A 25,716-nucleotide genomic window follows, 5' to 3' on the forward strand; every position below is an offset into this window, starting at 1 on the left:
CTATGACTCACTTCCTTGTTGTGATGATCGTTTACCTATCGATTCATTAAATTGCCCAAAGGTTATATCGACCCTCATTAACAATTCAGCACACTCCTCTTCCGATATCGTTAGCGGCGGGGAGATGATGAGGGCTGCCCCGGTTACACCGTCAAGGCCTGCAGCTGCGGGATAAAGAAGGATTCCGTTCCTCATTCCCAATTCAATGATTTCATTGGTCACATCTGCATCCTTCGGAAATGGGGCCTTCGTTGCTTTATCCAGGACAAATTCGATGCCAATCAATAAACCTCTCCCGCGTATATCACCGATAAAGGAATACTTCCCTGCCAACTTTTTCAAGCCCCTAATCAGGTAATTCCCCCTGTCGGCTGATTTTTCGACAAGTTCATTCCTTTCGACATAGTCTAAAACCGCCAAAGATACCGCACACGATAACGGATTTGCACTTAAAGTATGACCTCCTATAATTGACTTCGATCCTTTCATTATGGGTTCCATCACGTTTTTGGTCATTACTGCCGCCGCTATTGGGGTATACCCCCCACTCATACCTTTTCCTAATGTCACGATATCAGGTTCCACATCCCAATATTCGGAAGCAAGCATCTTACCGGTACGTCCAAATCCGGTCATTACTTCATCCGCAATGAATAAAATATCATTCTCTTCGCAAATTTTCTTGAGTTTTTGAAAATAACCGTCAGGAGGAACAATGGCCCCTCCGGCTGCGCCGATAACAGGTTCTGCAATGAACGCCGCTATATTTTCACTGCCAATGCGCCGGATTGATGCTTCCAATTCCGAAGCACAGGCCATTCCGCAAGTATGTTGGTCAAGTTGAAGTGGACATCGGTAACAATATGGAGGAGATACAGAAGGATATGATTCAAGCAAAGGAGTAAAGCGTTCCCGGCGAATCGGATGTCCAGACATTGAAAGAGCTCCCATCGTGATGCCATGGTAGCTCATCCATCTCGATATGATTTTCTGTTTCTTTGGCTTCCCTTTTTCCTGCCAATGCTGAATGGCAATTTTCAATGCCGTTTCAGTCGCCTCGGAGCCGCTGTTTACAAAAAAGCTGTATGTCAGTTCCCCTTTGGTCAATTCTGCAATTTTTCCGGCGAGTTTCTCTGCAGCATCGCTGGTAAATTGGGAACGATATACAAACGAAACCTGTTTAGCCTGTTTTACCATAGCCTCAATAATTTCCTGGACTCCATGGCCAATATTGGCTGTAACGGCACCGGAAGAAGCATCGAGGTAATCCTTTCCATTTTTATCGTATAAAAACACTCCCTGACCATGACTGATAGTCGGGTAGGCTCCTCCCAGGACCGGTTTGATCAATGAAGACTGCTCCATAAGCCCACACACTCCTTCTCTTTAAAAACAAATGCCATATAGTAAAGTGTATGTCCAGATGAAGGCAATCTTGCTAAGGAAATTGGCCTAAGCATGTATACGGATAATTTCTTGGTTTCATGGGTGATTGTCCAAAAATGGCGACAAAAAAAGTGTATCCGCGAGAGATACACTTTTTTCTTACAATACGCTATTTAGTTTTTCTTCACGAATGGATTCCAAAAAACTTTCATCCTTTAAAACAGCCAACACATTTTTATAAAAAGCCGTTTTATCGATATTTGAAGTATGTACATATTCATACTCTTTTAAAGAAGGATGACGCAAAACATTTTTCATGCAGGAATGACAAACTTTTTTAGTTCCTAACTTATAGTAGTTCAAGTTACTTGCATCCCCGTTAGAAGTGTCTTCGTTACAAACGGAACATGTATGGCTCACACGGCCTTTTTTATTATACTCGGCCAAAGCCCCTTCTAAACGAATGGATGCTGGAATTGTTAATAACACATAATCACCTTTTCTATTTTAAATCTCTTAGTATTATATCAGAAAAATAAAGAATTTGAACTATTAGACTCATATTCCCTAATAATGCTTATAAAATAGGACAATTTCCAGGGCTGACAAGAGGAAAGACTCCTAATATACACCATAATGAAAACCATATACATACACCTAACAGATGAAAACACCGTCCATTTTTTGAACGGCGTCTTCAAACTGTTCATGGATGGATCTGGATCGTCGCTTTTCCGTTCTTCACCTTCATTACTGCTTTTGAACCAACCGGCACAGTTACAAAAGGATGAACATGACCAAAGTTGGCATTAGCGATCACGGGTATGCCACTTATCTCCTTTTTGGAGGCGATGATTTCCTGCAAAGCATATTCAGTCATTCCTGAATCCTTTTGGAAACGGCCGATGACTATTCCTTTAATCCCGCTTGCACCTGGCTGATGGAGCAAGGATTGTAAATACCGGTCAAAACTGAATGGATGGCTTTCTTCGTCATCTTCTATGAAAAGGATACTGTCCTTTAAAGATGGCATGTACTCTGTACCTTGTAATAGATTGAGTGTACAAAGATTTCCCCCAATGATTGTCCCGGCAGCTTCACCTTCCTGAATGACCATGTATCCAGCATTCGGGTGGAAAGTTCTGTCATCCTGTTCCAAATGCCAAGAATCATCACTCCACGTTTCACTTGGTTCAAGATAAAAGCCTTCACTTTCAATTACAGCCTTTTTAAAATATTCCATCGTATATTCCAGACCAGCCTTCATCCCGAACGTCGAGAAATGAGGACCTGAATATGTAGTTAAGCCTGTTTTATTATAAATGGCCAATAAAATGGCGGTTATATCACTATACCCCATCAACACTTTTGGATTTTCCTTAATCAAATCATAATCGATATACCGTAACAATTGGTTAGCGTTATACCCCCCGATGCTTGTGAAAATCCCCTTAACATTCGGATCCCTGAACGCATCATGCAAATCCTCGATCCGGTCTTCGATCGAATTCGAGAAAAAGTCATCATGGAACAAAACCGTTTTACCATATGTCACTTTAAAACCAAGCTCAGTCAATCTTTCTTCTGCCAATCTGCGTTGTTCCCCTTTGACAATCGCCAAGCTTCTAGAAGGAGCAATTACGCGAATTTCATCCCCTGCTTGTAAACGGGAAGGTTTCATATCTTTATCCCCCTAAATTAATTACATTCTGTCGTTATTTTAGCAGAAATGGTTTACAAAGAAAACTAAGTCCCTTATCGTATGTCATTCACCGAGCTATTTTCTTTGAATTCTTACGTCATTCCCTATGTACTGAAATCAGGATTTAAAAAAGGAATGGCTGTGTATCGCCTGTCCCATTATCACCTGGATTTATCCATGACGATTCAGTCAGCAACCATGGAATTGGAAAAGTCCACCGTCAAACCACCAATTTCCATACATAAAGAAAAGACCAGCTTTATCAACTGGTCTTTGGGTTATTGAATTAGCAGCAGAATGAAGCACCGATGATAATCAATAGAATGAACAAGACAACGATTAATGCGAAGCCTGATCCAAATCCGCAGCCACCGCAGCCACCGCCGCCGTATCCACCTCCACCATAACCGTACCCTGGTCCTGCAGCATTTCCACCATATCCGTACATTAAGTTTCACTCCTTTTAGAATTCTGTTTTCTCTTTACACCTTACCATATGTCGATACGCCCGCCTTGGTCTGTGCATTTGCCTATTTTTTTGGATTTAAGAAAAAACTTCAATCAACACCATCTTAAGCGTTATTCATTCAATGGCTGAAATCCCACGAGTAACCATGAAAATTGTCACAAATTTATTGTGTTACTTTAAAATTGGGATATAATAAGGAAAAAACAATTCTTAGCCTCTTTAAGCTATCTCATACCTACATGGATACATAAAAGGCAATACGGGGGAACATAATTGAAAACGAACGTAAAATCCTTCATTCCTTTCGCTGCAATCGCCACGATCCTTCTAATCAGCTATATCCTTCAAAAAGTTCCTAAAACATATGGATCAGATGATTCGATAAATGTTTATCAAAAATTCCAATCAGGCCAGCCCATACAGTATCTCGTCATTGGTGACAGTATCGGAAGAGGATCGGGAGCTGAAAATCCTAATCTAACATGGTTCAAACAGCTAGAAAATAAGATGAATGATGCCAATGATATTCCGTTACACGGTGACTACGTGATCCAAAGCGGATCAACTGCTTTTGAGGGTCTATTCAAGCTTTCCCAAAGAAGGAAGCATGATCATAAAGATCTGATTTTCTTCGTTTTTGGTGAAAATGACCGCAAATATATGAATGTCGATGATTTTACCATGACATATGAAGCGTTAATGAGAAAGGCAAAACGGCTCCACCCTAATGCTGAGTTATTCACAATAACAGAGAGTTCCTTGAAATATGAGGAATTTGCGTCAGCCATTGGACTTTTATCCAAACATTATGGTGCTACAAATGTGGATATGCGGCCGATATTCAAAAATTCAGGATATACGGAAAAACAGCTGACCAAAGATTTGGTACATCCAAATGGGCTGGGGTATAAATTATATGCCGATGCCATTTATAAACAGTTCCTGGATAACATCAAACAAGAGAAGGCTGTAGCGGGTCTTCCAACTAAGCTGCATGCCCGTTCCGGTTTTGAATTATCGGAAATTGACCACTATGAAAAAATGAGCGGTTTCCGGCCAATGGGCGGCTATTTCACTAGTAGTGAAAAGGGCAGTGTGATTCAATATACCTTCAAAGGGAGTATGCTTGGTGTGAAACTGCTTAGAAGTCCTGATGGCGGGGAAGTGAATGTCTGGATCGACGGAAATGAAATCACGACTTTGAATACATGGTGGCCATTTGCCCGTGAAAGATATTTATTTGTCACTAATGGGCTTCGCCCCGGTTCACATACTGTCCGTTTTGAGGTGACTGGCAGGACTAAAGCAATGGACCTGACCGACATTCCATATGTCCGGATCGCGTCAATCATCACAGATTGAATATTACTCAATAAATAACCCCCTATCATAATCTGATAGGGGGTTTTCCAATCACTCAAAAAGCTTTTTATATTCCCCGTATCCCTCTTTTTCAAGATCTTGGAGCGGGATGAACCTTAAAGATGCAGAATTGATGCAATAGCGTAATCCTGACGGTCCCGGCCCGTCATTGAAAACATGTCCCAGATGAGAATCGGCAGTTTTTGAGCGGACCTCGATCCTTCTCATGCCATAACTCGTATCGAGGTTTTCCACCACTTCCTCTTCTTTAAGCGGTTTAGTGAAGCTTGGCCAACCGCAGCCTGAATCGAACTTTTCCTTTGAAGTGAAAAGAGGATTGCCTGAAACGATATCCACATATAATCCTTCCTCCTTCAAATTCCAATATTCATTGTTAAAGGCTGGTTCCGTTCCATTATTTTGCGTGACTTCATATTGAATCGGAGTGAGCTTCTTTTTTAATTCTTCTTTACTTTTCATTTTTTTCCCCCCAGTGATGTTGTATAAATGCTTTACGTCCTGAGCCAATCGAATATCTTTCATAATGTTCAGGTTGCTTTTTATAGTAATGCTGGTGGTATGTCTCGGCTGGATAAAACGTTTTGGCCGGTATAATCGGGGTTACGATCGGTCCGGAAAACTTCCCGCTCGCCTGCAGCTTAGCTTTGGATGCTTCTGCAATTTCACATTGGTTTTCGTCATGATAAAAAATGGCCGTTTGATAAGAACTTCCCCGGTCATAAAATTGCCCTCCAGGATCTGTCGGATCAATTTGCTGCCAAAATAACTCAATTATCTTCTCATATGGATATACGTTTGGATCAAAGGTGATCTGAACAGCTTCATAATGTCCCGTGGTTTCAGAACAAACCTCTTTGTACGTGGGATTTTCCGTAGTCCCGCCTGTATAGCCCGAGATAACGGATTCGATGCCGGGCTGTTCATCGAACGGTTTCACCATGCACCAGAAACATCCACCTGCGAATGTTGCTTTCTCTAATTGCTTTGTCAATGAAAATCCTCCTTTTTTACAAACCATCCATTGAATGCATTTTAACGTTTTTATATACCCCTGTAAAATAATATGCCGAGAGCCTTTTCACGAAAATGTTACCTTTCTTTTTAAAAAGGAGACACACGCCCAAGCATGATTACATATGTTAACAACATGATGGAAAAATGAGAGGTGTTGGAAATGAGCGATAAACAATCATATCCACAAAAATCGGAAACATATGATTTACTATCGTCTTATAAAAACAGCGATTCGGAATTTCATGATTATTATTACCATAAACATTTGAAAAGTCTCGAAAATTCAACATACAGAAATGAACAAATAACTGTCCTACTGCCTGCACAAGTCCGCTTCTTACATGCTGCCCCAACAGCTCACCCATTTGATGTTCATGTAAATGAAATGAGTATCCTCAAAAATTTCTCGTATAAAGAGTGCAATGGTTATTCACCACTGCCCCCTGGCAAGTACCAATTGGATATATACCGCAGTGGGCAAAACACCTCACCTCTATTAAGCTGTAAAGTGGCTCTCGAAATCGGAGGTTCCTATACCATTGCTCTAGCACCTACCGTGGCTAACGAATCGTTGAAAATTTTACCTTTCGAGGATAACCCATCTGTTCCTCCAAATGAAGCAAAGGTCCGATTCATCCAGCTTTCACATGAATTACCCTCGGTGGACATTGCGGTCAAAGGCGGAGATGTCGTCTTTGATCAACTCCATTTCAGGAAAGCAAGCGAATATCTCAATATTCATCCCATGATAGTTGACTTCGAAGTGAGGAAAGCTGGAACAAAAGAAATCGCACTCCCTTTGCCAAACAAAGCATTTCAAGAAAATACTTCCTCTACCATTTATATAATCGGATCGAATCGGGAATCATCCTCACTAGAAACCCTAACGCTCTCCCCATAAATGAATAAAAAACCAGGATGCATCGATCCTGGTTTTTTATTCATTTATTCACGATCACTGTAATGATGATGGGATGGTCAATAAAAATGAAATATCATCATTTTTCAGATCGAATTCTTTCGCCTTCACCCTTATATCGCTTTTCAGTTCCATATCCTGTAATGACACATAAATACTTTTATCATTGGGGCTTATGCTAACCCATTCAGGCATATTATATCGCTCATTAATCAAATTCATTACATATGAAACAGGAAGGTTCATTTTACCGACTGCAATTGATTTTTGCTTAAGAATCAAATCCCCATTCTTTTGGGCAATTGGTTCAAAAGTCAATTTCATTTCCACTTCACGGTTGAAAAATGGCATTGTTCCGTATAGCTCCACCTCATCCGTTAAATACACTTCATAGTGAATGGATCCCGTTAACCCCTCTTTATCCAGATACTGGTTGATTAACCTTGTCAAATCTTCCCGATTCGTGTGAATTTGAAATTGGATATCTTCTTCGCGGCTTACTTTGGGTATCAGCTCTTTATCTTTAGTCGGCAGATTAACTAAAATCGTTACAAACAGGATGACCAGGATGTTTAAGGCTAATAGGGAAATAAACAAAGTCTTCCATTTGACATTTGTCATTCTTGGTCATCATCTCCTTTGGCACTCGCTTCCAATGTATCCTTTCCGATAGTGGTAATATCCATATCATTATAGATTCTTGTCGCGATTAATTCATATCCGCGGTCATTTGGGTGAAAATAATCCTCGGCATAAAGCAAATCTTCTTTGGGATTCTCGAAAATGTCTGCTATTTCAATAAAATATGCTGAATCATATTCTTCAATGATCTCTTTTCCACTTTCATTCCAATCATTCATGATCATATCAAGTTCATAAAAATCTCCGAACCATTTGGAAAATGGATTATAGACGCCTACAAGGTATATTTGCGCAGAATCATTTTCGGAGCGAACCTTATCAAGTATCTGCCTTAATCTTTTTTCATACCCTATTTTTGCCGAATCAAACTGATTCAGTTCCAGATTGGAGAAATTCTGTTTAAAGACCTTCATGATATCATTTCCACCGATTGTAACGACAATCGAGTCAGCTTGCTTTATGTCCTCTTTAATCCTAGTCTTATCCAGTCTTTTCAATAGTTGGTCGGTCCTATTTCCACGTATGCCATGATTAATCATCTCAACGGAAGTAATCGATGGTTCTTTTTCCAGCTTATTTTGTAAATAAGGCAGATACCCGCCATTATCTTTACTATCACCGACACCTTGAGTCAAGGAGTCGCCAATTGACACGATTTTCACAGGGTCCGGAAAAAAGCTGGCAGGAATGGTATCCTTTTTACTCAGCTCAACTATGCTTTTCTGCTGAACAGATGGCTGATTTGAGGCTGTTTCATTTTGACTGCAGCCTGAAATCCAAACTAGGCATATGAAAAGACAGGTGATTTTGTACCTCATGACCCTCACCTTCCTACCCATATATTATATCATGCAGAAAACGAAAAATTGCAAACAATATACCTTCATTGTACTTCCAAAATTGAGCATTCCTTACTATACAATATGAAAAACGCTGTGAATTAAAGCTAGTCCTATAAAAATTAGCATGTTACTTAGCATGTAAAATCATTCTTCACTACCGCTGTTTCTTCAAAAACTTATTGCTCATTTTCACCATCGATAAAGCCCGGTAATTAAGATGGATGAAAACAGAAAGAACAGGTCATTTAACCTGTTCAATAATTCTGTAAAATTTTAATATGCTTAATGATTTCATCAAACGGAATATCCTGCAGACCTGTATAATCCATGATGATCTTTCCTTCTTGATCAATCAGAAAAAAACTGGTCCCATGAATCACCTGATCTTCCGCTTCTGGTTTTTTGACGATCATTTTAAAGTTATCCAATACAAACTGCTCGATTTCTTCCTGTCCATAACCGGTCAGAAAATGCCAGTTGCCGTAATCCACATTAAATTGGTCACCAAATTTTTTTAAAACATCAGGTTTATCAATTTCCGGATCCACGGAAAATGAAACGAACTCTACATCCTTAATCCCTTCATCCTTCAATTGCTGCTGCAGCTTCGTCATATTCGAAGTCATGGGGAGACAGACCGTCTCACAGCTCGTGAATATAAAATCCGCTACCCAAACCTTTCCTTTAAGATCGCTTTTTGAGAAAGGCTTCCCCTCCTGATCGATATAACTGAAGTCTTCAAGGTCCCAATTTTTAGCATCAGGTACACCATTGGAACCGCATGCTGTCAACAGCAATAAAATTGACGCTCCCATAGCTGCCATAAGCAATTGCAGCTTTCTCATCCCTACCCCGTCCTTTATGTATAAAATATTCTGTTACTTCATTTATTCTAACAGACCATCCGGAATGAGGACAGCAACTATTTCTACGAATTAAAGACAATTGTAAAAGTGACGAAACCGCCGCCAAACGCAGTTTCATATGGTATATCCTTATCAGTCCCAATAATACATGATCGCCATGGCGCCTTCACCTGTATGGGTACTGACAACGGCAGTCGTTGCTTCTATCTTTATGTCTTGATATCCTGTTAAGTCTGCAATGGCCTGGCGGACCTTATCCGCTATTTCAAGGCCATTCGCATGTACAAAACCGATGCCTCTAATCTTTTTGCCTTGAGTCTCTTCTTTGAATTTCTTGATGATGAACTTGACGACCTGTGACTGGCTCCTGGCTTTGGATACAGGGTTCAGTACACCATCATCAAGAAGTGCAATCGGCTTTATGTGCAGCAATGAACCGATAAAAGCAGAAACTTTGCCAATCCTTCCACCCTTAACGAGGTTATCAAGTGTTTCTATGACAATGATTAAACTTGACTGCTTTTTAATATGTTCCAATCGTTCAATTATCTCGGCTACGGACTTCCCTTCCTTCGCCATCTTCGCTGCCTCGATCACCTGAAATGACATCGCTTTTGAAATGAATTTCGAGTCAAGAACGGTAACCTTCGTTTCAGACATGCTAGCTGCGCTTTCCGCTGAACGAACAGTACCGCTCATGCCACCTGTCATATGTATGGAAATAATCTCGCTGCCGTCTTTTCCGAGTGCATCATATACCTCCACAAAGGTACCTACGGCCGGTTGTGAGCTTTTTGGCAGTTCTTTTGACTGGTTCATCCTTTTCAGGAATTCTTCTTGTTCGATTTCGACCTTATCCAAAAAAGTCTCCCCATCTATAAAGATCGATAAAGGGACCATTGTAATATCATAAAATTCCAATTCCTCTGGTGTCATATCTACTGTCGAGTCTGTTACTATCTTTACTTTATTCATCATTACACATCCCTAAATTAACATATCTATTGTATTATACCTATTCAAGATAAGCATTCAAACCAAAGGTTTCATTTTTCGGCTGAAGTGATACTTATCTTTTGAAATGAATACACAAAAAAAGACCGTTCCATGAGCTAACCTGAACACATGCCGATACATTCGATATTGCATGGCATTCGTGTCATCTCTTTTAACGGAGATGTTAGCTATGGAACAATCCGCATTAAGCATTATTGAGTAAACTTCCAAAAAAAAGCTTGTTGTAAACGGGCCATTTGAGTACGGATGCTAAATAATGCTTAAATGAGTAATTTTCTTTATGATCTTTATTGGCAAAAACCTTCTTAACAAATACTTCCAAACGCACGGTCAACATAAAAAAATTCGGATCACTAGGCAGTAAGACAGGTATTTCTGAAATGGTGACCTTATGTCCAAAACAATCTTTGAATTCCAAGCATTTGAACATCAAAATATCAATCCTCATTTTTAACCGATTGCTTACATTATACACAATAAATCCAAAAGTATAAATATTCAAATGTGTAAAAAAACAGAGAAATCAGATTGATAATCATAAAAAAAAGACCCATAAGGGCAAAATGCCATTATGGGCTTCTTCTTATAAACCTTCCTCGTAGGTGTCTTCCCGCAAGCTTTCACGTCTCACCCTTCGTTTATAGACGACTTTAGATAATGAAATACTGATTTCGTATAATAACAGCAATGGAACCATCACCATAAAGTCTGACATAAAGTCAGGCGGCGTAATCGATATCGCTATGACAACCAGTACAAAGTATGCATACTTCCTTAATTTTTGAAGCACATAAGGATTTATTATGCCAAGGGAGGTCAAAAACATGGTAACGACAGGAAGCTCGAATAAAACAGCAAAAGGTATCGTCATATTAAATACGAATGAAAAGTACTTATCAGCTGTAAAACTGGTTATGAACATCCCATCACCCAATTCAATCAAAAATTGAAGAATGGTCGGGAAGATGACAAAATAACCGAAAGCAAGCCCTCCGATAAAAAGCAGGAAAAGTGCTGGAATATAGGCAAGGGTCGCCCTCACTTCATTTGGCATCAAAGCGGGTTTAACGAATAACCAGATTTGCAGGGCAATTACCGGTATCGTTGCCGCAATGGCTACGACACCTGCAAGCATGAAGTAAATCCAGATAATATCACTCGGTCCCAATACCATCAGGTCAAAATCGAGATCTTTCACGAACCAATTATAAATCTCCTCAACATAAATAAAGCTGGCGATAAAAAAGATGACAAAAGCAACAGCTGTAATGATGAGCCGTTTTCTCAATTCATCGAGATGATCGATGATATTTAATTCCTTATCTTCCAAAGTTGATCACGCCTTCATCTGAAAATCCGTATCTTTGTTACAGCGTAAAGGCGCAAGACGATTCCATCTTACGCCCAGCATTCAATCATTCATGATTTTTTTGTTGTAGCTTCTTATCTTCTTCATAATCACCTTTTGTTAAATCACTTGTGGATTTTTTAAACTCACGAAGCGTTTGTCCAAAAGCACGGCCAATTTCTGGAAGTTTCTTCGGACCAAAGATAATTAATGCCAAAATTAAGATTAGAATTAGACCAGGTACTCCAATGTTCGACATGGATACATCCCCTTTGGTGTTGTAATTAGACCTACTCCGATTATAATACCATTTCCAACCAATTGAAAGGGAACTGGCAATTCGTCATAGAATGGTAACAATTATCGACAGTATGCCCATATACGACTGGGCCGGCAGATAAAATGTAAAAACATAGGTATTATTCTATCCTAATTTAACATTTTATCCATGTTTAAATCAACAAGTGAAATAAATTACTGTCTTTATTGACCTCTACGAAAGAGAATCCTTTCTTGTTCATCCTTTGGATGAGCCCTTCATAATCATTTTTATCTTTTAGCTCTATACCAACCAGGGCCGGCCCGCTTTCTTTATTATTTTTCTTCGTATATTCAAAACGGCTTATATCTTCATTCGGTCCTAACACTTCATCAAGGAATTCCCTTAAAGCGCCAGCACGTTGTGGGAAATTCACGATAAAATAATAAAGCAGCCCTTCATATAATAAGGATTTCTCTTTAATTTCCTGCATGCGCCCAATGTCGTTATTCCCTCCGCTGACCATGCAAACAACCGTTTTTCCTTTGATTTGTTCTTTATATGAATCCAACGCGGCTACAGATATAGCACCTGCCGGTTCAGCGACAATCGCATGCTGATTATACAAATCGAGAATCGTCGTACAGATTTGGCCTGAAGGTACGACAACGATATCTTCCAAGTTTTCCTTACAAAGCTGATATGTTAACTGTCCCACACACTTGACAGCTGCTCCATCAACGAATGTATCTATTTTTTCGAGTTCAGATACTTTTCCTTCCTTGAAGGAGTATTCCATCGAAGCAGCACCTTGCGGCTCAACTCCAATGCATTTCGTATTTGGGGAAACCGATTTGAAATAACTCGATACTCCGGCCATTAACCCGCCGCCGCCCATAGCGGCAAATACATAGTCGATTCCATCTTCACAATCGTTCAGGATTTCTACAGCCGTTGTACCTTGCCCGGCGATTACCTTTTCATCGTCAAATGGATGGATAAAGGAACGCTCTTCTTTTTCACAGCATTCCATCGCCATGGCAAATGCATCATCGAATGTATCCCCTATTAGGATGATCTCCACATTATCCCTGCCGAATAGCTGAACTTGATCGACTTTTTGCCTTGGAGTTGTAGCAGGCATATAAATTTTCCCGTGAATGCCCAATTGGCTGCAGGAAAAAGCAACACCCTGTGCATGGTTTCCTGCACTGGCACAAACGACTCCGTTCTTCGTCTCTTCCTCGGTCAGGCTTTTCATTTTATAGTAAGCCCCTCTTAATTTAAAGGAACGTACGTGTTGTAAGTCCTCGCGTTTTAAATAAACATTACAATCATATTTTTCAGAGAGCCTCTGATTTTTTTGTAAAGGTGTATGTAAAACGATTTCTTTCAGTTCTCTATAGGCAATTAGAATGTCTTCCAATTGAATCCCCCTATTCTTAGATGCAGTCTGATTCATAACAATCCCTCATTTCCTTTCTGATGAATTCAATCATTATAGCACTTTACTGTTATTAATGTAATTGATTTTTCTAAAAATTCATTCTTTTGGTTGTCCCATACCAAAAAAATCCGATTATGGTCATTTCCCCATAATCGGATTAGCACTTTATTTTTTTTGTAGAATAATAAAATCATGTGCAAATCGATTTTTTTCATCGATGTTGCCTGGGTTTGAGGAAATTTCATCCCATTCATTTTCATCAATCTCGGGAAAGAAAGTATCCCCTTCGAAAGTTTCATGAATTTCCGTAATATACAGGCGGTCGGTAAAAGGAAGGATTTCCTTGAAGATTTCGGCTCCGCCAATTACGAAGACTTCCTCTTCATGGTTATCTGCGAACATTTTGATTTGTGCAATATCATGTAATACTACGCAGCCTTCCGCTTTAAATTCCTGATTGCGGGTGACGATGACATTTTCGCGGCCAGGCAGGACCCTGCCGATCGATTCAAATGTTTTTCGCCCCATGACGATTGGATGGCCCATCGTCACTTTTTTAAAGTACTGCAGATCTGCTGGTAAATGCCATGGCAGTTTATTGTTTTTACCTATCACACGATTTTGATCCATAGCCACTATCAACGATATCATATGCTAACCTCACCTTTTATATGGGGATGGGCTTCGTAATTTTCCAAAACGAAGTCCTCGAAGCTAAAATCAAAGATATTTTTCACATCTGGATTGATTTTCATGATTGGCAATGGTTTCGGGTCACGAGTCAACTGCAGTTCCACTTGTTCAAGGTGGTTAGAGTAGATGTGGACATCCCCGAAAGTATGTACAAATTCGCCAACTTCCAAATCACACACCTGGGCGATCATCATCGTTAAAAGCGCATACGAAGCTATATTAAAAGGAACACCTAAGAAGACGTCCGCTGAACGTTGGTATAGCTGACATGAAAGCTTGCCATCAGCAACATAGAATTGAAAGAAAGCATGGCAAGGCGGCAAGGCCATTTCATCCAGTTCTCCAACATTCCAAGCACTGACTATCAATCTTCTTGAATTTGGATTCGTCTTGATTTGTTCGATCAATTCACTGATTTGGTCGATTTGCCTTCCATCGGCCGTTCCCCAGGAACGCCATTGATGACCATAAATCGGACCTAATTCCCCCTTTTCATCCGCCCATTCATTCCAGATGCGCACACTGTTTTCCTGAAGGTACCCAACGTTTGTATCACCCTTCAAAAACCATAATAGTTCATGGATAATCGCTTTTAAACTAACCTTTTTCGTTGTAAGTACAGGGAATCCATCTTTTAAATTGAATCTCATTTGATATCCAAAGGTACTGATCGTTCCTGTCCCCGTACGATCACCTTTTTGCGTTCCATTTTCGAGTACATGCTTACATAAATCTAAATATTGCTTCATGATAAACCACCTTTTCTACTTTCATTCTCCTTATTTTAACGTATTATTGCCCAATGTTTAATCTAATTGTTTAATAAAATTATAAGTCTCGGGTGCTTTTTGTCTAAGCAATTGATTTTGTTCATGGTTCACATAAAACATGGCGAACGTTTCTGCAAAATATTCCTCAGGGTAGTTGGAAAAATACGTAATCCCTGGAAACAGCCCATCCACTTCCTTACCCCAAATCTTCAAATAATCCATGTCATCACGGATTCCATCAAACACTATATTATCAATGGAGTGCCCCAGCTCATGCAGTTCCAAATTAACCGAGCCATGCCCGTTGCCCTTGTCACTCGCCCCGATTTTAACCAATACCGTATGTGATCCGCCCATACCAGGCACATCATCCCAAGTTGTTTCTTTATTCAAATAACCACGCGGAGTTTTCCCCTTTAATTTGGCCGCGGATTGATTTTCCGTTATATCGCCATCGAATAGTTTGATCCTCACACCACTTTCCGCTGTTTTCACCAAAAGTGAATGAGGCAATTTATTAATGGTTCCAGCAATTTTCAGTGCTTCCCCTTGATCGTACTCCTCTTCTGGAAATAAAAATATTCTTTGCAATTCTTTATTTCCCTTAAAAAGTTCAGCTTGTCTTAAAATATTATCTTTGGGTAAATTCCGCCATTTTACCCCATCATCTTTCGCTAATGAATAGGAGAGCATTGAGAGTAAAAAGACAAACAATGCAAGTATGGATAACCACCATTTCTTCCTTTTCATACTCTTCTCCCCTTTCTTCATTCTTCATGTATCGTTAGGAAAATATATGTTATTTAAAATCTCTAAATCTTACATACTATTATATTAGTATAACATATTGCCTGAATGTAAAAGTTCTATGTTTTTTTGGTAATTTTGGTTGCACATTCATCCTGAGAAGAACCATTGATCCGCGGTTTTCATATATCAAATATATATAATCGTAAAAGGTTTAAGGTGATCGCATGGAAACCAATAATAAAAAAGCCATCTTGAATGAGCAACATGAACTTGCTGAAGAAGTCCTTGATATTTACAGTTTAAAAGTGTTTATCATTCTCGACCTTTTTCTGTTCTCCATTTTCTTTGGCATACTGCTGCATCCGCTACTATCTTCTCTATGGCTTAACTTTTTATTGCCTTTGCTTTTTTTCACTACATTTACCGCTCTTCTTCAAATACTTGATATTTTCCATAAAAAAAGCTGACATCATATTTGATGTCAGCTTTAAACTGTAGGTGATTTCGAAGAAAAAGCATTTCACCTCCAAATTTTACTTTGTATTAAAATTTCGGTTGATTTCAGAAATCCGCTCCCTTTCCGCCGACTGACTGCCAAGCCTCCTCGACGCAAGCGTCTGTGGGGTCTCGGCTAGCCAGTTTTTCGGCAGGAGTGTTGCAAATTTCTTCAATTCTATGAGGGTTTCGTCCATATAAAAAAGTAAAAACATGAAGAAAAATTCTTAAATCATATTAGGGTGGGACCCTTTCGGACCAAGTTTATTGACAGATTGAGACAACCGCAAAGCTGATGATTTCGAAGAAAAAGCATTTCACCTCCAAATTTTACTTTGTATTAAAATTTCGGTTGATTTCAGAAATCCGCTCCCTTTCCGCCGACTGACTGTCAAGCCTCCTCGACGCAAGCGTCTGCGGGGTCTCGGCTAGTCAGTTTTTCGGCAGGAGTGTCGCAAATTTCTTCAATTCTATGAGGGTTTCGTCCATATAAAAAAGTAAAAACGTGAAGAAAAATTCTTAAATCATATTAGGGGGGACCCTTTCGGACCAAGTTTATTGACAGATTGAGACAACCGCAAAGCTGATGAATTCGAAGAAAAAGCCTTTCACCTTCAATTTTTTCTTTGTATTAACATTTCAGTTGATTTCAGAAATCCGCTCCCTTTCCGTCGACTGTCTGCCAAGCCTCCTCGACGCAAGCGTCTGTGGGGTCTCGGCTAGTCAGTTATTCGGCAGGAGTGTCGCAAATTTCTTCAATCCTATGAGGGTTTCGTCCATAAAAAAGCAAGACAAAGTTTGTTTTAAAATTATGGTTAGGGTTGAGACCATTCAAATCGCCAGACTGAAGACAATTTAGAAGAAAAGCGAGTTACCCTGTAGTTTTCATTTAAAAAACATTCCAGTTGATTGGAACGTAAGGTACGAGACTCCTGCGGGAAAAGCGTGGCCAAGGGAGACCCCGCAGGCGAGCGCCGAGGAGGCTCCCGGACCGCCCGCGGAAAGCGAGTGCCTGGAGTGGAAATCAACGCTCAGATTTACTAACCCTCAAAAAAACGTTCCAGTTGATCGGAAGAGGTGTACGAGACTCCTGCGGGCGAAGAGAGTGATTATTTTTTAATATAATGAATTGTTTTTTCATCAATCTACAGATCCCTCTCGGAACATAAACTTGATATTTCTTCATTTAAACCATCTTGTCATCCCATTGATACTTCCTCAAGGGAAAATACAATTACTAACAAGAATAATTCTTCACTTAATTTGATTCTTAAACAATGAACTTTTTTATGAAAAATCGGGAAAGGGCTTCGGGATGAGACCATTCCGAAGCTTTGGCGAAAAAAAGCTGACATCATTTTGATGACAGCTTTTTAAATGGCGCTCAGCCATGTTCCTTGACCTTTTTCCCTTTCTTCAAATGATAGACGATTGTAGTGCCGAAAATCAGTAATATAAAGACAAAAAAGATCGCAGGCGGGATTTCGATCCCTGCAACTGCCATTAACATTTTTATTGCTATGAATCCGATAAGGACATAAGCGGCAGTTTCCAATTCTGGAACCTTATCTATCAATTTTAGAAATACTCCGGCCACTCCCCGCATCATCAAGACACCAATCATTCCGCCTGTCAAAAGGACCCAGACTTTTTCACTCACTCCGAAAGCGGCCAAGACACTATCGACAGAAAATGCTATATCCATCAATTCCACTGCCGCAACCGTTCCCCATAAAGTACCAAACATTCGGATCAGTATGCTGTTTTTACTCATTCCCTGGATATCTTCGTCGATCCCAGCTTGTTTTTTTCTTTTATCCCTAAAGTATTTAAACGAGAGCCAACCAAGGTAGGCGGCTCCAATCACCTTCACCCACCAAAGCTTTATGAGGAAAACGCCGATTCCAATCGCTATAAATCTAAAAGCATAAGCACCAAACAAACCGTAAAATAATGCTTTTTTCCGTTGTTTTTGAGGAAGGTGCCTGACCATCACAGCTAATACCAGTGCGTTATCCGCTGATAGCAATCCTTCCATTAAGACGAGCGTTCCGATCAACCCCCAGCTCACAGGGTCGGATAAAACCTCCACCCACATATGCCAGTCAAAAAATTGAGCATACGTTTGCACGATGTTATTTAACAACTCTGACATGATAAAGACTCCTCTGTTCCTATAACAGCAAAATTAGAAAACCTTTTAAAATAACATTGTTCCCAGTTATGATAAAAACTTTACTTTAAGTTTTAACACAAAATAAATACGTTGCAGGACAACGTATCATTCGATGCTTATTAAGTTTCATTTCATCATACTCTTCCACTTAAATAAAATCAACGAAATCCACCACTATGAGAGCTTTTGTTTACCTGTCCACTCTGGCGGCGTATTTTTATCCCAATATATTTTCCCTATATTATAATGGGTGGCAAATGAATCATGATGAGTATGATAGTGAAAATCGAACCAATGTCCTTCCAATGGGGGATTTTCCTGCCTTACATGGAATCTGATGATATCCTTGCCGCTGATTGAATCATAAATATGGAATATCTTCTCGGCCCTGCCGGCACTCGGCTGCTCAGTGATGGTCAATTGCTGTAATTTTTCATCCGGAAATTGTGCAGCCATTTCTGTAATGGCTTCTTCCATTTTTGGTAATATGACCATTTTGAATTCATCGCCAATTTTTGGATTGATCTTATCGCCAAATTTCATAAATGCGTTTTCCTCTGCCTTATTCAGGATGTCCGATAAAAATTCTTCCCGGTTGAATTCTTCCTCAATTTCAGTTGAATTCTGCGAAGGAAGATAGGCTAATCCCTCTTCTTCCACTATTCCCTTTTTAGTATCCTTTAACGAATCGGCTTCCGCTAACCACGCCAGATCTGAAGGAGTGACAAGACCAAACGTCAAAACGGATACTAAAATGACGAGACTTTTCCTGAACCAAACCGCTGCTTTCAACTCACACTCCCCCTCCTTTTTTGTATTGTCTTTATATTTAGTATACTTTTATTTTTTGGTAATTACGAATATATAGTTACCCATGTTTTAAAAATCAAAAAAAAGGATAAATACCTATATAAAGTTTAATGAACTCGAACTTTTTAATAAATATCAATAAATTTACATTTAAATGAAGGATTTTGACGATTTTTGGAGAAATTAATTAGATTCAAGTCTTTTTAAGGAGGGGTCTTATATGGCTTCGACTGCCATGGTGGCTTTATGTCTTGTTACATTAGCATTTTTCGTATATTTATCATTTGCTGATTAAGAATAAATGAATACCTACGAAAAATCTCCTTGTCATTTTTCTACAATGACAAGGTTTTCTTTTCACTCAAACATAAGTTTACCTTATTGGCAGATAAAAGGACTAAATAATGGAGGAATCATTTTGGAAAACAACAATGAGAAGATAAAAGATAAGGATTACAAAAGGGAAACTGCGAAAGGGAGCTCCGGAATGGTCGTTACAGCTCATCCTGTCGCAACTTCAATAGGGGAAAAAATATTACGTGAAGGTGGAAATGCTGTCGATGCGGCCGTCGCCATCCAATTTGCCCTAAATGTTGTTGAACCAATGATGACTGGTATCGGCGGAAGTGGTTTTCTTATGGTATATAATGCAAAAGATAAGGAAACTAAAATATACGACGGCCATGTAAGGGCACCTAAAGCCGCACATCGAGACATGTTTCTTGATGAAAAAGGGGAAGTCATCCCTTTTAAAGAGAGATCTATCAAAGCAACAGCGGTTGGCATTCCTGGAATACTGAAAGCTATGGATGAAGCACTCGCCGAAAATGGCAGCAAGCCATTGGCAGAACTTATCGAGCCATCCATTGAATTTGCTGAAAAAGGAGTTCCCGTCAATTGGGTTCTATGCGATGCTCTTAAAAACTTTGAATATCGATTGGGCGATGAAGCGCGTAAGTTCTTCATACCAAACGGAAAACCCTATCAGGATGGCGATTTGCTGATTAAAGAAAAATTGGCGAATACCTATCGGATATTACAACGTGAAGGAATTTCCGCTTTTTATGAAGGTGAAATCGGAGAGGGCATCATTTCCTGCATACAAGAACTTGGAGGGTTCATGGAGCTTTCTGATTTAAAGGGCTATAAAGCTACTATCGATGTACCAATGTATGGGACTTATAAGGATTATTTAATTGCTTCATCAAATGCGCCAAGTGCCGGCGGATTCACGGTCATTCAAATCCTGAAAATTTTGGAAAGCTTCCAAATCGAACAATATGACGCCCGTTCTTGGGAAAAATATTATTTAATCGCAGAAGCGATGCGTCTGGCATTTACAGATAAAAAAGCATTTCTCGCTGATCCCGAATTTGCCGAATTGCCATTGGCGGGCCTCATGCATGATGAGTATATAGCTAAACGCCGCTCATTCATTAATTTCAAGTCAAGAAATAATGCCATTGACTTCGGAAACCCTTGGATTTATGATTCCGTGCAACAAAGGGAAGTCATTCCGCAACCTAATGAAGAAGAGATCAGTGAAACGACGCACTTCACTGTCCGTGACAGATGGGGTAATATCGCAGCATGCACTTCTACAGTGGAACATCCATTCGGATCAGGCATCATGGTTTCCGACTATGGTTTCATGCTGAATAACGAACTGACTGATTTTGATTCCATTCCTGGCGGCATGAATGAAGTGCAGCCCAATAAACGCCCAGTCAGCTGTAAAAGCCCGACCATCATCTTTAAGGACGGCGAGCCGATCTTGACGTTAGGGTCACCAGGAGGACCAACCATCATCAGTTCAGTCGTACAAACGATCATTAATGTACTCGATTTAAAAATGGATTTGAAAGCAGCCATCGAAGAACCTAGAATTTTCACTCCGATGGGGCCTCATATTGAATGGGAGCCTGGAATGGATATGACTAGCAAAGGCCACTTGGAAGCAATGGGCTTCGCCTTTAATGAAGTTCCCCACTCAATAGGGAATGTCCAAGCGATTCAAATCAACCCCGATGGCTCGAACTATGGTGCTGCCGATTCAAGCCGGGAAGGCTGTGCCATGGGTCTGGACGAAACAGATTATAAATCGTGATCACTGGATGGAAATGAAGCCAAAATGGAATTTGGATGTTTTTCTTTTTAGTACCTCAAATCCAAATTCCTCAAAGCGGGAGCTGCGGTAATGGTCTTTCAACACGACTCTATTGCGCGCAACCCGCTTGGCTTCTTTCATTATTTCAACCGATAGATCCTTACCATCCGCAAAATGAGTCAGTCCCCTGATACCATTCGATTCCTGAATCGTTTCTTCAAACATGGGATCGAAATATACGACATCAAAATGATTATCCGGCATTGTTTTCAATATTTCGTAATGGTCACCCTGCCTGACCTCTATTCTTCTCATCGCAGAAATCATTTTTTCTTCTGCATCCTCCCATGTTTTCATTCCACGGTCCACGAGCAAGGCCAAATATTGATTTCCTTCCAATCCGACAACCCGTCCATGTTCACCCACCGCGAAACTTGCGACAATCGCATCAGAGCCCAATCCCAAGGTACAATCAAGCACAGTGTTCCCTTCATTTATATCTCCGGCAATGAGAAATGGATCACTCTCTCCGCGCATTATTCTTTTTATACGGATCATCGCCAGGTTCGGATGAAAAAAGAATGGTTCTTTTTCCTGATATCGATATAACTCCATCCGCTTTTTACCAAAAACAAGGCAATCATCTTCATTATGTTCCGCTTGGATATCACTCACCGATCGTTTTCTTCTTGCTATAAAGGGGATTTGCAATTCTTCAGCTAACCTTTTGGCTAATATCATCGTTTCTTTATCGGCTCTTCCTACTGTTGTGACAAACATGAATCCTACCCCTTCATACTCTCTTAAAATTTGAAAAGAATGCCCTGTTTTACCAGGACATTCCGCTTCATCACTTATTTACTTACTGAACGCTGCCAATAAATTTTCCATGATGGCTTCCATTGGCTGTCCTTCTATATCATGGCGAGGAATGAAATGTACGACCTCTTTGCCCTTTAAAAGAGCCATGGATGGTGAAGAAGGTTCTATTCCATCGAAGTATTCGCGCATTTTAGCTGTCGCTTCCTTATCTTGGCCTGCGAATACAGTTACCAAATGATCTGGCTTATTGTCCGCTTGGAGTACGGCTTGAGTAGCAGCTGGACGGGCTAACCCGGCAGCACAGCCGCAAACTGAATTCACGACCACAAGTGTCGTACCTTCCACCGATTCCATAAAGTTTTCAACCGCTTCAGCGGATTCCAACTCATCAAAACCTGCCTGCACCAGTTCCGCACGCATTGGTTTCACCATTTGTTTCATATATTCATCATATGCCATCGACATAAAAAAACCTCCTTGGTTACAATTCTTCAATTAGTATAATGATACTATATTCTTCAGTACATATGCAAAAATGACGCTTAAAGCTTTGTAAAATTTCATTTTTCTTCACAAAGAAACATGGTGACAGAAATCCAGTTTCCTTCTGCCACCATGTTTTAGTCTTCCCTTTAAACTTAAACTTTCATCACTCCGCCTGAGCTGGCATTCGTCACAAGTTTGGAATACCGTGCTAAATAGCCAGTCCTGACCTTTGACTCGAAGCCTTTCCAATTGGCTTTGCGTTTTTCGAATTCTTCATCGGAAATTTCCAATTGGATTTTACGATTATTCAAATCCAATTCGATGATATCTCCATCTTCAACAAAGGCGATCGGGCCTCCCTCAGCTGCTTCGGGGGAAATATGACCAATGCTGATGCCTCGCGATGCTCCTGAAAAGCGGCCATCAGTGATCAAACCGACTTTCGCTCCAAGTCCCCTCCCGACGATTTGGGAAGTGGGTGCCAACATTTCCGGCATTCCCGGCCCACCTTTAGGCCCTTCGTAACGAATGACCACTACATCCCCTTCTTTAACCTTTCCGGTAATGATTCCGGAAAGTGCATCTTCCTGGGAATCGAAACAAATGGCCGGACCCCTGTGATAGCCACCAACTGATGCGTCAACGGCGCCCACTTTTACGATGGAGCCTTGAGGAGCAAGGTTACCGAACAATACCGCAAGCCCGCCACGCTCAGAATGCGGATTATCCAATGGATGGATTACATCCTTGTCCAATATTTCACAACCGGCAACATTTTCGCGGAGCGTCTTACCTGAGACAGAAAGGCAATCTCCATTAAACGCACCTGGTTTTTTGAGCAACTCATTAATGACGGCACTTACACCACCGGCATTATGTACATCTTCAATATGGTAATCGGATGCCGGTGCAATTTTCGCTAGATGCGGTACGCGGTTAGCTATTTCATTTATGCGTTCCATCGGATATTCAAAACCTGCTTCATGTGCCAATGCAAGCGTATGAAGCACGGTGTTCGTCGAACCGCCCATCGCCATATCCAAGGCAAATGCGTTATCAATTGCATCAATCGTCACGATATCACGAGGCTTGATATCCTGTTTGATTATCTCCATCAACTGTTTAGCGGATTTCTTAACGAATTCCTTACGTTCTTCTGCTACCGCCAAAATCGTTCCATTTCCCGGTAGCGCAAGTCCCAATCCTTCAGCCAGGCAGTTCATGGAGTTTGCTGTGAACATTCCTGAACAAGAACCGCAAGTAGGGCATGCAACTTGCTCGATCTCCTGCAAATCCTCTTCATTGATATTACCTGCTTGATAAGCACCCACCCCTTCAAAAACGGATGTTAATGAAAGAGATTTACCATTTTTATCTTTACCTGCTTTCATGGGTCCGCCGCTTACGAATATTGTAGGAATATTGACACGAAGTGCTCCCATCATCATTCCCGGCGTTATCTTGTCACAGTTTGGAATGCACACCATACCGTCAAACCAATGTGCCGATACAACAGTTTCCACGGAATCTGCGATGATTTCACGGCTTGGCAAGGAATAGCGCATACCAATATGACCCATTGCAATTCCATCGTCTACCCCGATCGTATTAAATTCGAAAGGAACACCGCCCGCTTCGCGAATCGCTTCCTTCACAATTTTTCCGAATTCCTGAAGGTGGACATGACCTGGAACGATATCGATGTATGAATTACAAACCGCGATGAACGGTTTACCGAAATCTTCTTCTTTAACCCCTGCTGCCCGCAACAGACTTCTATGTGGAGCTCGATCGACCCCTTTTGTAATCATGTCACTTCTCATATTTGATGTAGACATTTGTTGTACCCCCAATTTCCGCTAAATGTTTAATGATTCAGAATAATATAATTTTTAGTATACTCTAAAAATTCTAACATATTTATAGACAAATGCAACCATTCTTCACTAAATATCTACAAAAATCATTTTACTAAAATAATAGAGTTCCAATTTATAGATTCGACCTCAGGGGAACCCCTTTCAAACGATTGGAAATGATCCTAAAAAAATAATAAGGCATGCGGGTTATATCAGCCGCATGCCTTTTTCCGGGTCATTTCAAATCACTTGTCATTCGCTTGTCTTGATTCTGTCATTTGCTTCCAAACCGAACCTTTTGCTTCTTCGCCATTTTCTATACGGTCTATGGCCATCTTGACCTGCAGGGCAACTTCGAATTCAGGATCCTGTTCCGCTTGTTTAAGATAAGGGAGGGTCGTTTCATTTCCCACTTCGTATAAAAACATCGCGGCCCGCCATCTAACCAATTTATTTTTATCCGAAAGTGATTGAGACATTTCTCCCATCGCTTCTTCAAAGCCAAGATCTGATAAACAATCACCAGCAGTACGTCTTACGGCCGCGCTTTTATCTTTCAAGGCTTTATACAAGCTCGGAAGCACTTTTCTATCTTCAATCATACCCAAGTATACTACCGCGAGCCTTCGAATGGAGACTTTACTGTCGGAGAGTGCCATATCCAATACTGGAATATCATCAACCGTAGGATCTTCCATTTGTTCTAAAGCCTGATAACGCTTTTCCCAACTTTCATCATTCAGCATTTCTGCAGTCAGTTTAATTTTTGGACGTTTCAAAATTGCTTCCTTCGTATCGACCATTTCTTGTGCAGCTGCAACTAGCCGATTAATTCGATCTTCCGGATAAGCTGCGATCAGTTCATCCGATACTTCCTTCACGATATCTTCCATATCACCATATCTTACGCCATAATCCTTCCATTTTCGAAGCAGGACTACATTATCATCTTCTTTTTGGGCAGCGGCAATGCCCTTTATGAAATATTCCGGTAAGGCAAAACGTTTTTCGTGTTGACTATCACTTGCTTTAATTTGCATCGGAATGCCCTTGAATTGTTGAATGGCAACAGTTACTTCACCGTAATGTTCATTTAATGCCCCTTGTTGATTTTTTTCCTCGGTTTTTTCTCCAAAGACCTGACGGATTTGGACCAAGATATCTTTCCAATCATATTTCGCGTTTCGCTCAACGGCTAAGAAGTCCGCAACATGATATACCCCTTTCACTCCCTCGATCGTAAATAAATCCCTTATCAGCTTGGGTGCCTGGTCAGCTTGATCTTTCTTATAATTATTGCTTTTACCAGCTAATAGCTCTTCTGTTAAATTGATTTTCATTGTATTCGGACTTGGTGTAGGTTCTATCGACTTTATTTTCAATGCATTTCTCTCCTTTTACAAGACGTTTCCATGTACTAGATATTATCACATCGCAAACAGATTCTCATGCAA

At 40.3% G+C, this 25,716-nt stretch carries 28 protein-coding genes; 5 read left to right on the forward strand and 23 right to left on the reverse strand.

Annotated features, from left to right (window positions below; all coding sequences use genetic code 11):
* The 3 genes from ACJ9PY_RS15105 to ACJ9PY_RS15115 all read right to left on the reverse strand — a co-directional run bounded on the left by ACJ9PY_RS15105 (position 1) and on the right by ACJ9PY_RS15115 (position 3,067).
* Complete coding sequence (locus ACJ9PY_RS15105; RefSeq protein ID WP_264638832.1) at positions 1–1,365, reverse strand: aspartate aminotransferase family protein; 1,365 nt, start codon at positions 1,363–1,365, stop codon at positions 1–3.
* Between the two features lie 180 nt (positions 1,366–1,545).
* Positions 1,546–1,875, reverse strand: a complete 330-nt coding sequence (locus tag ACJ9PY_RS15110) for a hypothetical protein (RefSeq protein WP_034307530.1) — start codon at positions 1,873–1,875, stop codon at positions 1,546–1,548.
* A gap of 217 nt (positions 1,876–2,092) precedes the next feature.
* On the reverse strand, positions 2,093–3,067 hold the full coding sequence (locus tag ACJ9PY_RS15115; protein WP_411738473.1) for a S66 peptidase family protein: 975 nt from the start codon (positions 3,065–3,067) through the stop codon (positions 2,093–2,095).
* A 156-nt stretch (positions 3,068–3,223) separates the two neighbouring features.
* Between ACJ9PY_RS15115 and ACJ9PY_RS15120 the strand changes: the two genes are divergently transcribed.
* Entirely contained in the window at positions 3,224–3,373 is a 150-nt protein-coding gene (locus ACJ9PY_RS15120; protein ID WP_230137084.1) for a hypothetical protein, read from the forward strand.
* A gap of 1 nt (position 3,374) precedes the next feature.
* On the opposite strand, the gene ACJ9PY_RS15125 is transcribed toward ACJ9PY_RS15120, so the two are convergent.
* Positions 3,375–3,536 (reverse strand): YjcZ family sporulation protein, encoded by a 162-nt coding sequence (locus tag ACJ9PY_RS15125; protein ID WP_098185828.1) that lies wholly within the window; start codon positions 3,534–3,536, stop codon positions 3,375–3,377.
* Between the two features lie 294 nt (positions 3,537–3,830).
* Between ACJ9PY_RS15125 and ACJ9PY_RS15130 the strand changes: the two genes are divergently transcribed.
* A complete protein-coding gene (locus ACJ9PY_RS15130; RefSeq protein WP_411738474.1) occupies positions 3,831–4,919 on the forward strand; it encodes a GDSL-type esterase/lipase family protein in 1,089 nt (362 codons plus the stop codon).
* Between the two features lie 51 nt (positions 4,920–4,970).
* Here the strand turns inward: ACJ9PY_RS15130 and msrB are convergent, their stop codons facing one another.
* Together msrB and msrA are read right to left on the reverse strand one after the other, a co-directional pair.
* Positions 4,971–5,399 carry a peptide-methionine (R)-S-oxide reductase MsrB gene (gene msrB / locus ACJ9PY_RS15135; RefSeq protein ID WP_057277324.1) on the reverse strand — a complete coding sequence of 143 codons (429 nt, stop codon included), beginning with the start codon at positions 5,397–5,399 and terminating at the stop codon, positions 4,971–4,973.
* Positions 5,389–5,931, reverse strand: a complete 543-nt coding sequence (gene msrA / locus ACJ9PY_RS15140; protein WP_411738475.1) for a peptide-methionine (S)-S-oxide reductase MsrA — start codon at positions 5,929–5,931, stop codon at positions 5,389–5,391. Before msrA ends, msrB begins: the two co-directional genes overlap by 11 nt.
* 183 nt (positions 5,932–6,114) lie before the next feature.
* Here msrA and ACJ9PY_RS15145 point away from each other — a divergent pair, with 183 nt between their 5' ends.
* Positions 6,115–6,855 carry a DUF4397 domain-containing protein gene (locus ACJ9PY_RS15145; RefSeq protein WP_411738476.1) on the forward strand — a complete coding sequence of 247 codons (741 nt, stop codon included), beginning with the start codon at positions 6,115–6,117 and terminating at the stop codon, positions 6,853–6,855.
* A 54-nt stretch (positions 6,856–6,909) separates the two neighbouring features.
* Here the strand turns inward: ACJ9PY_RS15145 and ACJ9PY_RS15150 are convergent, their stop codons facing one another.
* The 11 genes from ACJ9PY_RS15150 to ACJ9PY_RS15200 form a co-directional block, all read right to left on the reverse strand.
* Entirely contained in the window at positions 6,910–7,494 is a 585-nt protein-coding gene (locus ACJ9PY_RS15150) for a YpmS family protein (protein WP_057277322.1), read from the reverse strand.
* Positions 7,491–8,333 carry an SGNH/GDSL hydrolase family protein gene (locus ACJ9PY_RS15155; RefSeq protein ID WP_411738477.1) on the reverse strand — a complete coding sequence of 281 codons (843 nt, stop codon included), beginning with the start codon at positions 8,331–8,333 and terminating at the stop codon, positions 7,491–7,493. Before ACJ9PY_RS15155 ends, ACJ9PY_RS15150 begins: the two co-directional genes overlap by 4 nt.
* 278 nt (positions 8,334–8,611) lie before the next feature.
* On the reverse strand, positions 8,612–9,202 hold the full coding sequence (locus tag ACJ9PY_RS15160) for an SCO family protein (RefSeq protein WP_411738478.1): 591 nt from the start codon (positions 9,200–9,202) through the stop codon (positions 8,612–8,614).
* A 153-nt stretch (positions 9,203–9,355) separates the two neighbouring features.
* Complete coding sequence (locus ACJ9PY_RS15165; protein WP_411740286.1) at positions 9,356–10,198, reverse strand: DegV family protein; 843 nt, start codon at positions 10,196–10,198, stop codon at positions 9,356–9,358.
* A 226-nt stretch (positions 10,199–10,424) separates the two neighbouring features.
* Complete coding sequence (locus tag ACJ9PY_RS15170) at positions 10,425–10,688, reverse strand: DUF2535 family protein (RefSeq protein ID WP_306804680.1); 264 nt, start codon at positions 10,686–10,688, stop codon at positions 10,425–10,427.
* 135 nt (positions 10,689–10,823) lie between these two features.
* Positions 10,824–11,570 carry a twin-arginine translocase subunit TatC gene (gene tatC, locus ACJ9PY_RS15175; RefSeq protein WP_034307555.1) on the reverse strand — a complete coding sequence of 249 codons (747 nt, stop codon included), beginning with the start codon at positions 11,568–11,570 and terminating at the stop codon, positions 10,824–10,826.
* An 85-nt stretch (positions 11,571–11,655) separates the two neighbouring features.
* Positions 11,656–11,847, reverse strand: a complete 192-nt coding sequence (gene tatA / locus ACJ9PY_RS15180; protein WP_034307557.1) for a twin-arginine translocase TatA/TatE family subunit — start codon at positions 11,845–11,847, stop codon at positions 11,656–11,658.
* 193 nt (positions 11,848–12,040) lie between these two features.
* Positions 12,041–13,309, reverse strand: a complete 1,269-nt coding sequence (gene ilvA / locus ACJ9PY_RS15185) for a threonine ammonia-lyase IlvA (protein ID WP_411738480.1) — start codon at positions 13,307–13,309, stop codon at positions 12,041–12,043.
* 150 nt (positions 13,310–13,459) lie between these two features.
* The gene (locus tag ACJ9PY_RS15190) at positions 13,460–13,945 is read right to left on the reverse strand and encodes a dihydrofolate reductase (protein ID WP_034307562.1); all 486 of its coding nucleotides are present in this window, start codon (positions 13,943–13,945) and stop codon (positions 13,460–13,462) included.
* Positions 13,942–14,736, reverse strand: coding sequence for a thymidylate synthase (locus ACJ9PY_RS15195; RefSeq protein WP_048686772.1), 795 nt, complete (start codon positions 14,734–14,736; stop codon positions 13,942–13,944). Before ACJ9PY_RS15195 ends, ACJ9PY_RS15190 begins: the two co-directional genes overlap by 4 nt.
* A 57-nt stretch (positions 14,737–14,793) precedes the next feature.
* A complete protein-coding gene (locus ACJ9PY_RS15200; RefSeq protein WP_411738481.1) occupies positions 14,794–15,507 on the reverse strand; it encodes an anthrax toxin lethal factor-related metalloendopeptidase in 714 nt (237 codons plus the stop codon).
* A 224-nt stretch (positions 15,508–15,731) separates the two neighbouring features.
* On the opposite strand from ACJ9PY_RS15200, the gene ACJ9PY_RS15205 reads away from it, so the two are divergent.
* Complete coding sequence (locus ACJ9PY_RS15205; RefSeq protein ID WP_048686776.1) at positions 15,732–15,974, forward strand: hypothetical protein; 243 nt, start codon at positions 15,732–15,734, stop codon at positions 15,972–15,974.
* Between the two features lie 1,412 nt (positions 15,975–17,386).
* Here the strand turns inward: ACJ9PY_RS15205 and ACJ9PY_RS15210 are convergent.
* Positions 17,387–18,157 (reverse strand): TerC family protein, encoded by a 771-nt coding sequence (locus ACJ9PY_RS15210; protein ID WP_057277316.1) that lies wholly within the window; start codon positions 18,155–18,157, stop codon positions 17,387–17,389.
* 195 nt (positions 18,158–18,352) lie between these two features.
* Complete coding sequence (locus tag ACJ9PY_RS15215) at positions 18,353–18,970, reverse strand: YpjP family protein (RefSeq protein WP_411738482.1); 618 nt, start codon at positions 18,968–18,970, stop codon at positions 18,353–18,355.
* A 436-nt stretch (positions 18,971–19,406) separates the two neighbouring features.
* On the opposite strand from ACJ9PY_RS15215, the gene ggt reads away from it, so the two are divergent.
* The gene (gene ggt / locus ACJ9PY_RS15220; protein ID WP_223255913.1) at positions 19,407–21,095 is read left to right on the forward strand and encodes a gamma-glutamyltransferase; all 1,689 of its coding nucleotides are present in this window, start codon (positions 19,407–19,409) and stop codon (positions 21,093–21,095) included.
* On the opposite strand, the gene ACJ9PY_RS15225 is transcribed toward ggt, so the two are convergent.
* The 4 genes from ACJ9PY_RS15225 to ACJ9PY_RS15240 all read right to left on the reverse strand — a co-directional run bounded on the left by ACJ9PY_RS15225 (position 21,096) and on the right by ACJ9PY_RS15240 (position 25,644).
* On the reverse strand, positions 21,096–21,875 hold the full coding sequence (locus tag ACJ9PY_RS15225) for a class I SAM-dependent methyltransferase (RefSeq protein WP_369314926.1): 780 nt from the start codon (positions 21,873–21,875) through the stop codon (positions 21,096–21,098).
* Between the two features lie 78 nt (positions 21,876–21,953).
* Positions 21,954–22,382: a BrxA/BrxB family bacilliredoxin gene (locus ACJ9PY_RS15230; protein ID WP_057277313.1), complete on the reverse strand. Its 429-nt coding sequence runs from the start codon at positions 22,380–22,382 to the stop codon at positions 21,954–21,956.
* 173 nt (positions 22,383–22,555) lie between these two features.
* A complete protein-coding gene (ilvD, locus tag ACJ9PY_RS15235) occupies positions 22,556–24,226 on the reverse strand; it encodes a dihydroxy-acid dehydratase (RefSeq protein WP_034311212.1) in 1,671 nt (556 codons plus the stop codon).
* 281 nt (positions 24,227–24,507) lie between these two features.
* Complete coding sequence (locus ACJ9PY_RS15240) at positions 24,508–25,644, reverse strand: conserved virulence factor C family protein (protein ID WP_400448155.1); 1,137 nt, start codon at positions 25,642–25,644, stop codon at positions 24,508–24,510.
* Positions 25,645–25,716 lie beyond the last annotated feature (72 nt).

It is taken from the genome of Peribacillus sp. S4 (assembly GCF_046715815.1).
GTDB classification, from domain to species: Bacteria; Bacillota; Bacilli; order Bacillales; family DSM-1321; genus Peribacillus; species Peribacillus frigoritolerans.

What these genes read in the sequence shown, in the direction of transcription:
- ACJ9PY_RS15105 (WP_264638832.1), bottom strand. Translation starts at nt 1,365, where the DNA reads ATGGAGCAGTCTTCATTGATCAAACCGGTCCTGGGAGGAGCCTACCCG.
- ACJ9PY_RS15115 (WP_411738473.1), bottom strand. Translation starts at nt 3,067, where the DNA reads ATGAAACCTTCCCGTTTACAAGCAGGGGATGAAATTCGCGTAATTGCT.
- ACJ9PY_RS15120 (WP_230137084.1), top strand. Translation starts at nt 3,224, where the DNA reads ATGGCTGTGTATCGCCTGTCCCATTATCACCTGGATTTATCCATGACG.
- ACJ9PY_RS15125 (WP_098185828.1), bottom strand. Translation starts at nt 3,536, where the DNA reads ATGTACGGATATGGTGGAAATGCTGCAGGACCAGGGTACGGTTATGGT.
- msrB (WP_057277324.1), bottom strand. Translation starts at nt 5,399, where the DNA reads ATGAAAAGTAAAGAAGAATTAAAAAAGAAGCTCACTCCGATTCAATAT.
- ACJ9PY_RS15145 (WP_411738476.1), top strand. Translation starts at nt 6,115, where the DNA reads ATGAGCGATAAACAATCATATCCACAAAAATCGGAAACATATGATTTA.
- ACJ9PY_RS15150 (WP_057277322.1), bottom strand. Translation starts at nt 7,494, where the DNA reads ATGACAAATGTCAAATGGAAGACTTTGTTTATTTCCCTATTAGCCTTA.
- ACJ9PY_RS15155 (WP_411738477.1), bottom strand. Translation starts at nt 8,333, where the DNA reads ATGAGGTACAAAATCACCTGTCTTTTCATATGCCTAGTTTGGATTTCA.
- ACJ9PY_RS15160 (WP_411738478.1), bottom strand. Translation starts at nt 9,202, where the DNA reads ATGAGAAAGCTGCAATTGCTTATGGCAGCTATGGGAGCGTCAATTTTA.
- ACJ9PY_RS15165 (WP_411740286.1), bottom strand. Translation starts at nt 10,198, where the DNA reads ATGAATAAAGTAAAGATAGTAACAGACTCGACAGTAGATATGACACCA.
- ACJ9PY_RS15170 (WP_306804680.1), bottom strand. Translation starts at nt 10,688, where the DNA reads ATGAGGATTGATATTTTGATGTTCAAATGCTTGGAATTCAAAGATTGT.
- tatA (WP_034307557.1), bottom strand. Translation starts at nt 11,847, where the DNA reads ATGTCGAACATTGGAGTACCTGGTCTAATTCTAATCTTAATTTTGGCA.
- ilvA (WP_411738480.1), bottom strand. Translation starts at nt 13,309, where the DNA reads ATGAATCAGACTGCATCTAAGAATAGGGGGATTCAATTGGAAGACATT.
- ACJ9PY_RS15190 (WP_034307562.1), bottom strand. Translation starts at nt 13,945, where the DNA reads ATGATATCGTTGATAGTGGCTATGGATCAAAATCGTGTGATAGGTAAA.
- ACJ9PY_RS15195 (WP_048686772.1), bottom strand. Translation starts at nt 14,736, where the DNA reads ATGAAGCAATATTTAGATTTATGTAAGCATGTACTCGAAAATGGAACG.
- ACJ9PY_RS15200 (WP_411738481.1), bottom strand. Translation starts at nt 15,507, where the DNA reads ATGAAAAGGAAGAAATGGTGGTTATCCATACTTGCATTGTTTGTCTTT.
- ACJ9PY_RS15205 (WP_048686776.1), top strand. Translation starts at nt 15,732, where the DNA reads ATGGAAACCAATAATAAAAAAGCCATCTTGAATGAGCAACATGAACTT.
- ACJ9PY_RS15210 (WP_057277316.1), bottom strand. Translation starts at nt 18,157, where the DNA reads ATGTCAGAGTTGTTAAATAACATCGTGCAAACGTATGCTCAATTTTTT.
- ACJ9PY_RS15225 (WP_369314926.1), bottom strand. Translation starts at nt 21,875, where the DNA reads ATGTTTGTCACAACAGTAGGAAGAGCCGATAAAGAAACGATGATATTA.
- ACJ9PY_RS15230 (WP_057277313.1), bottom strand. Translation starts at nt 22,382, where the DNA reads ATGTCGATGGCATATGATGAATATATGAAACAAATGGTGAAACCAATG.
- ilvD (WP_034311212.1), bottom strand. Translation starts at nt 24,226, where the DNA reads ATGAGAAGTGACATGATTACAAAAGGGGTCGATCGAGCTCCACATAGA.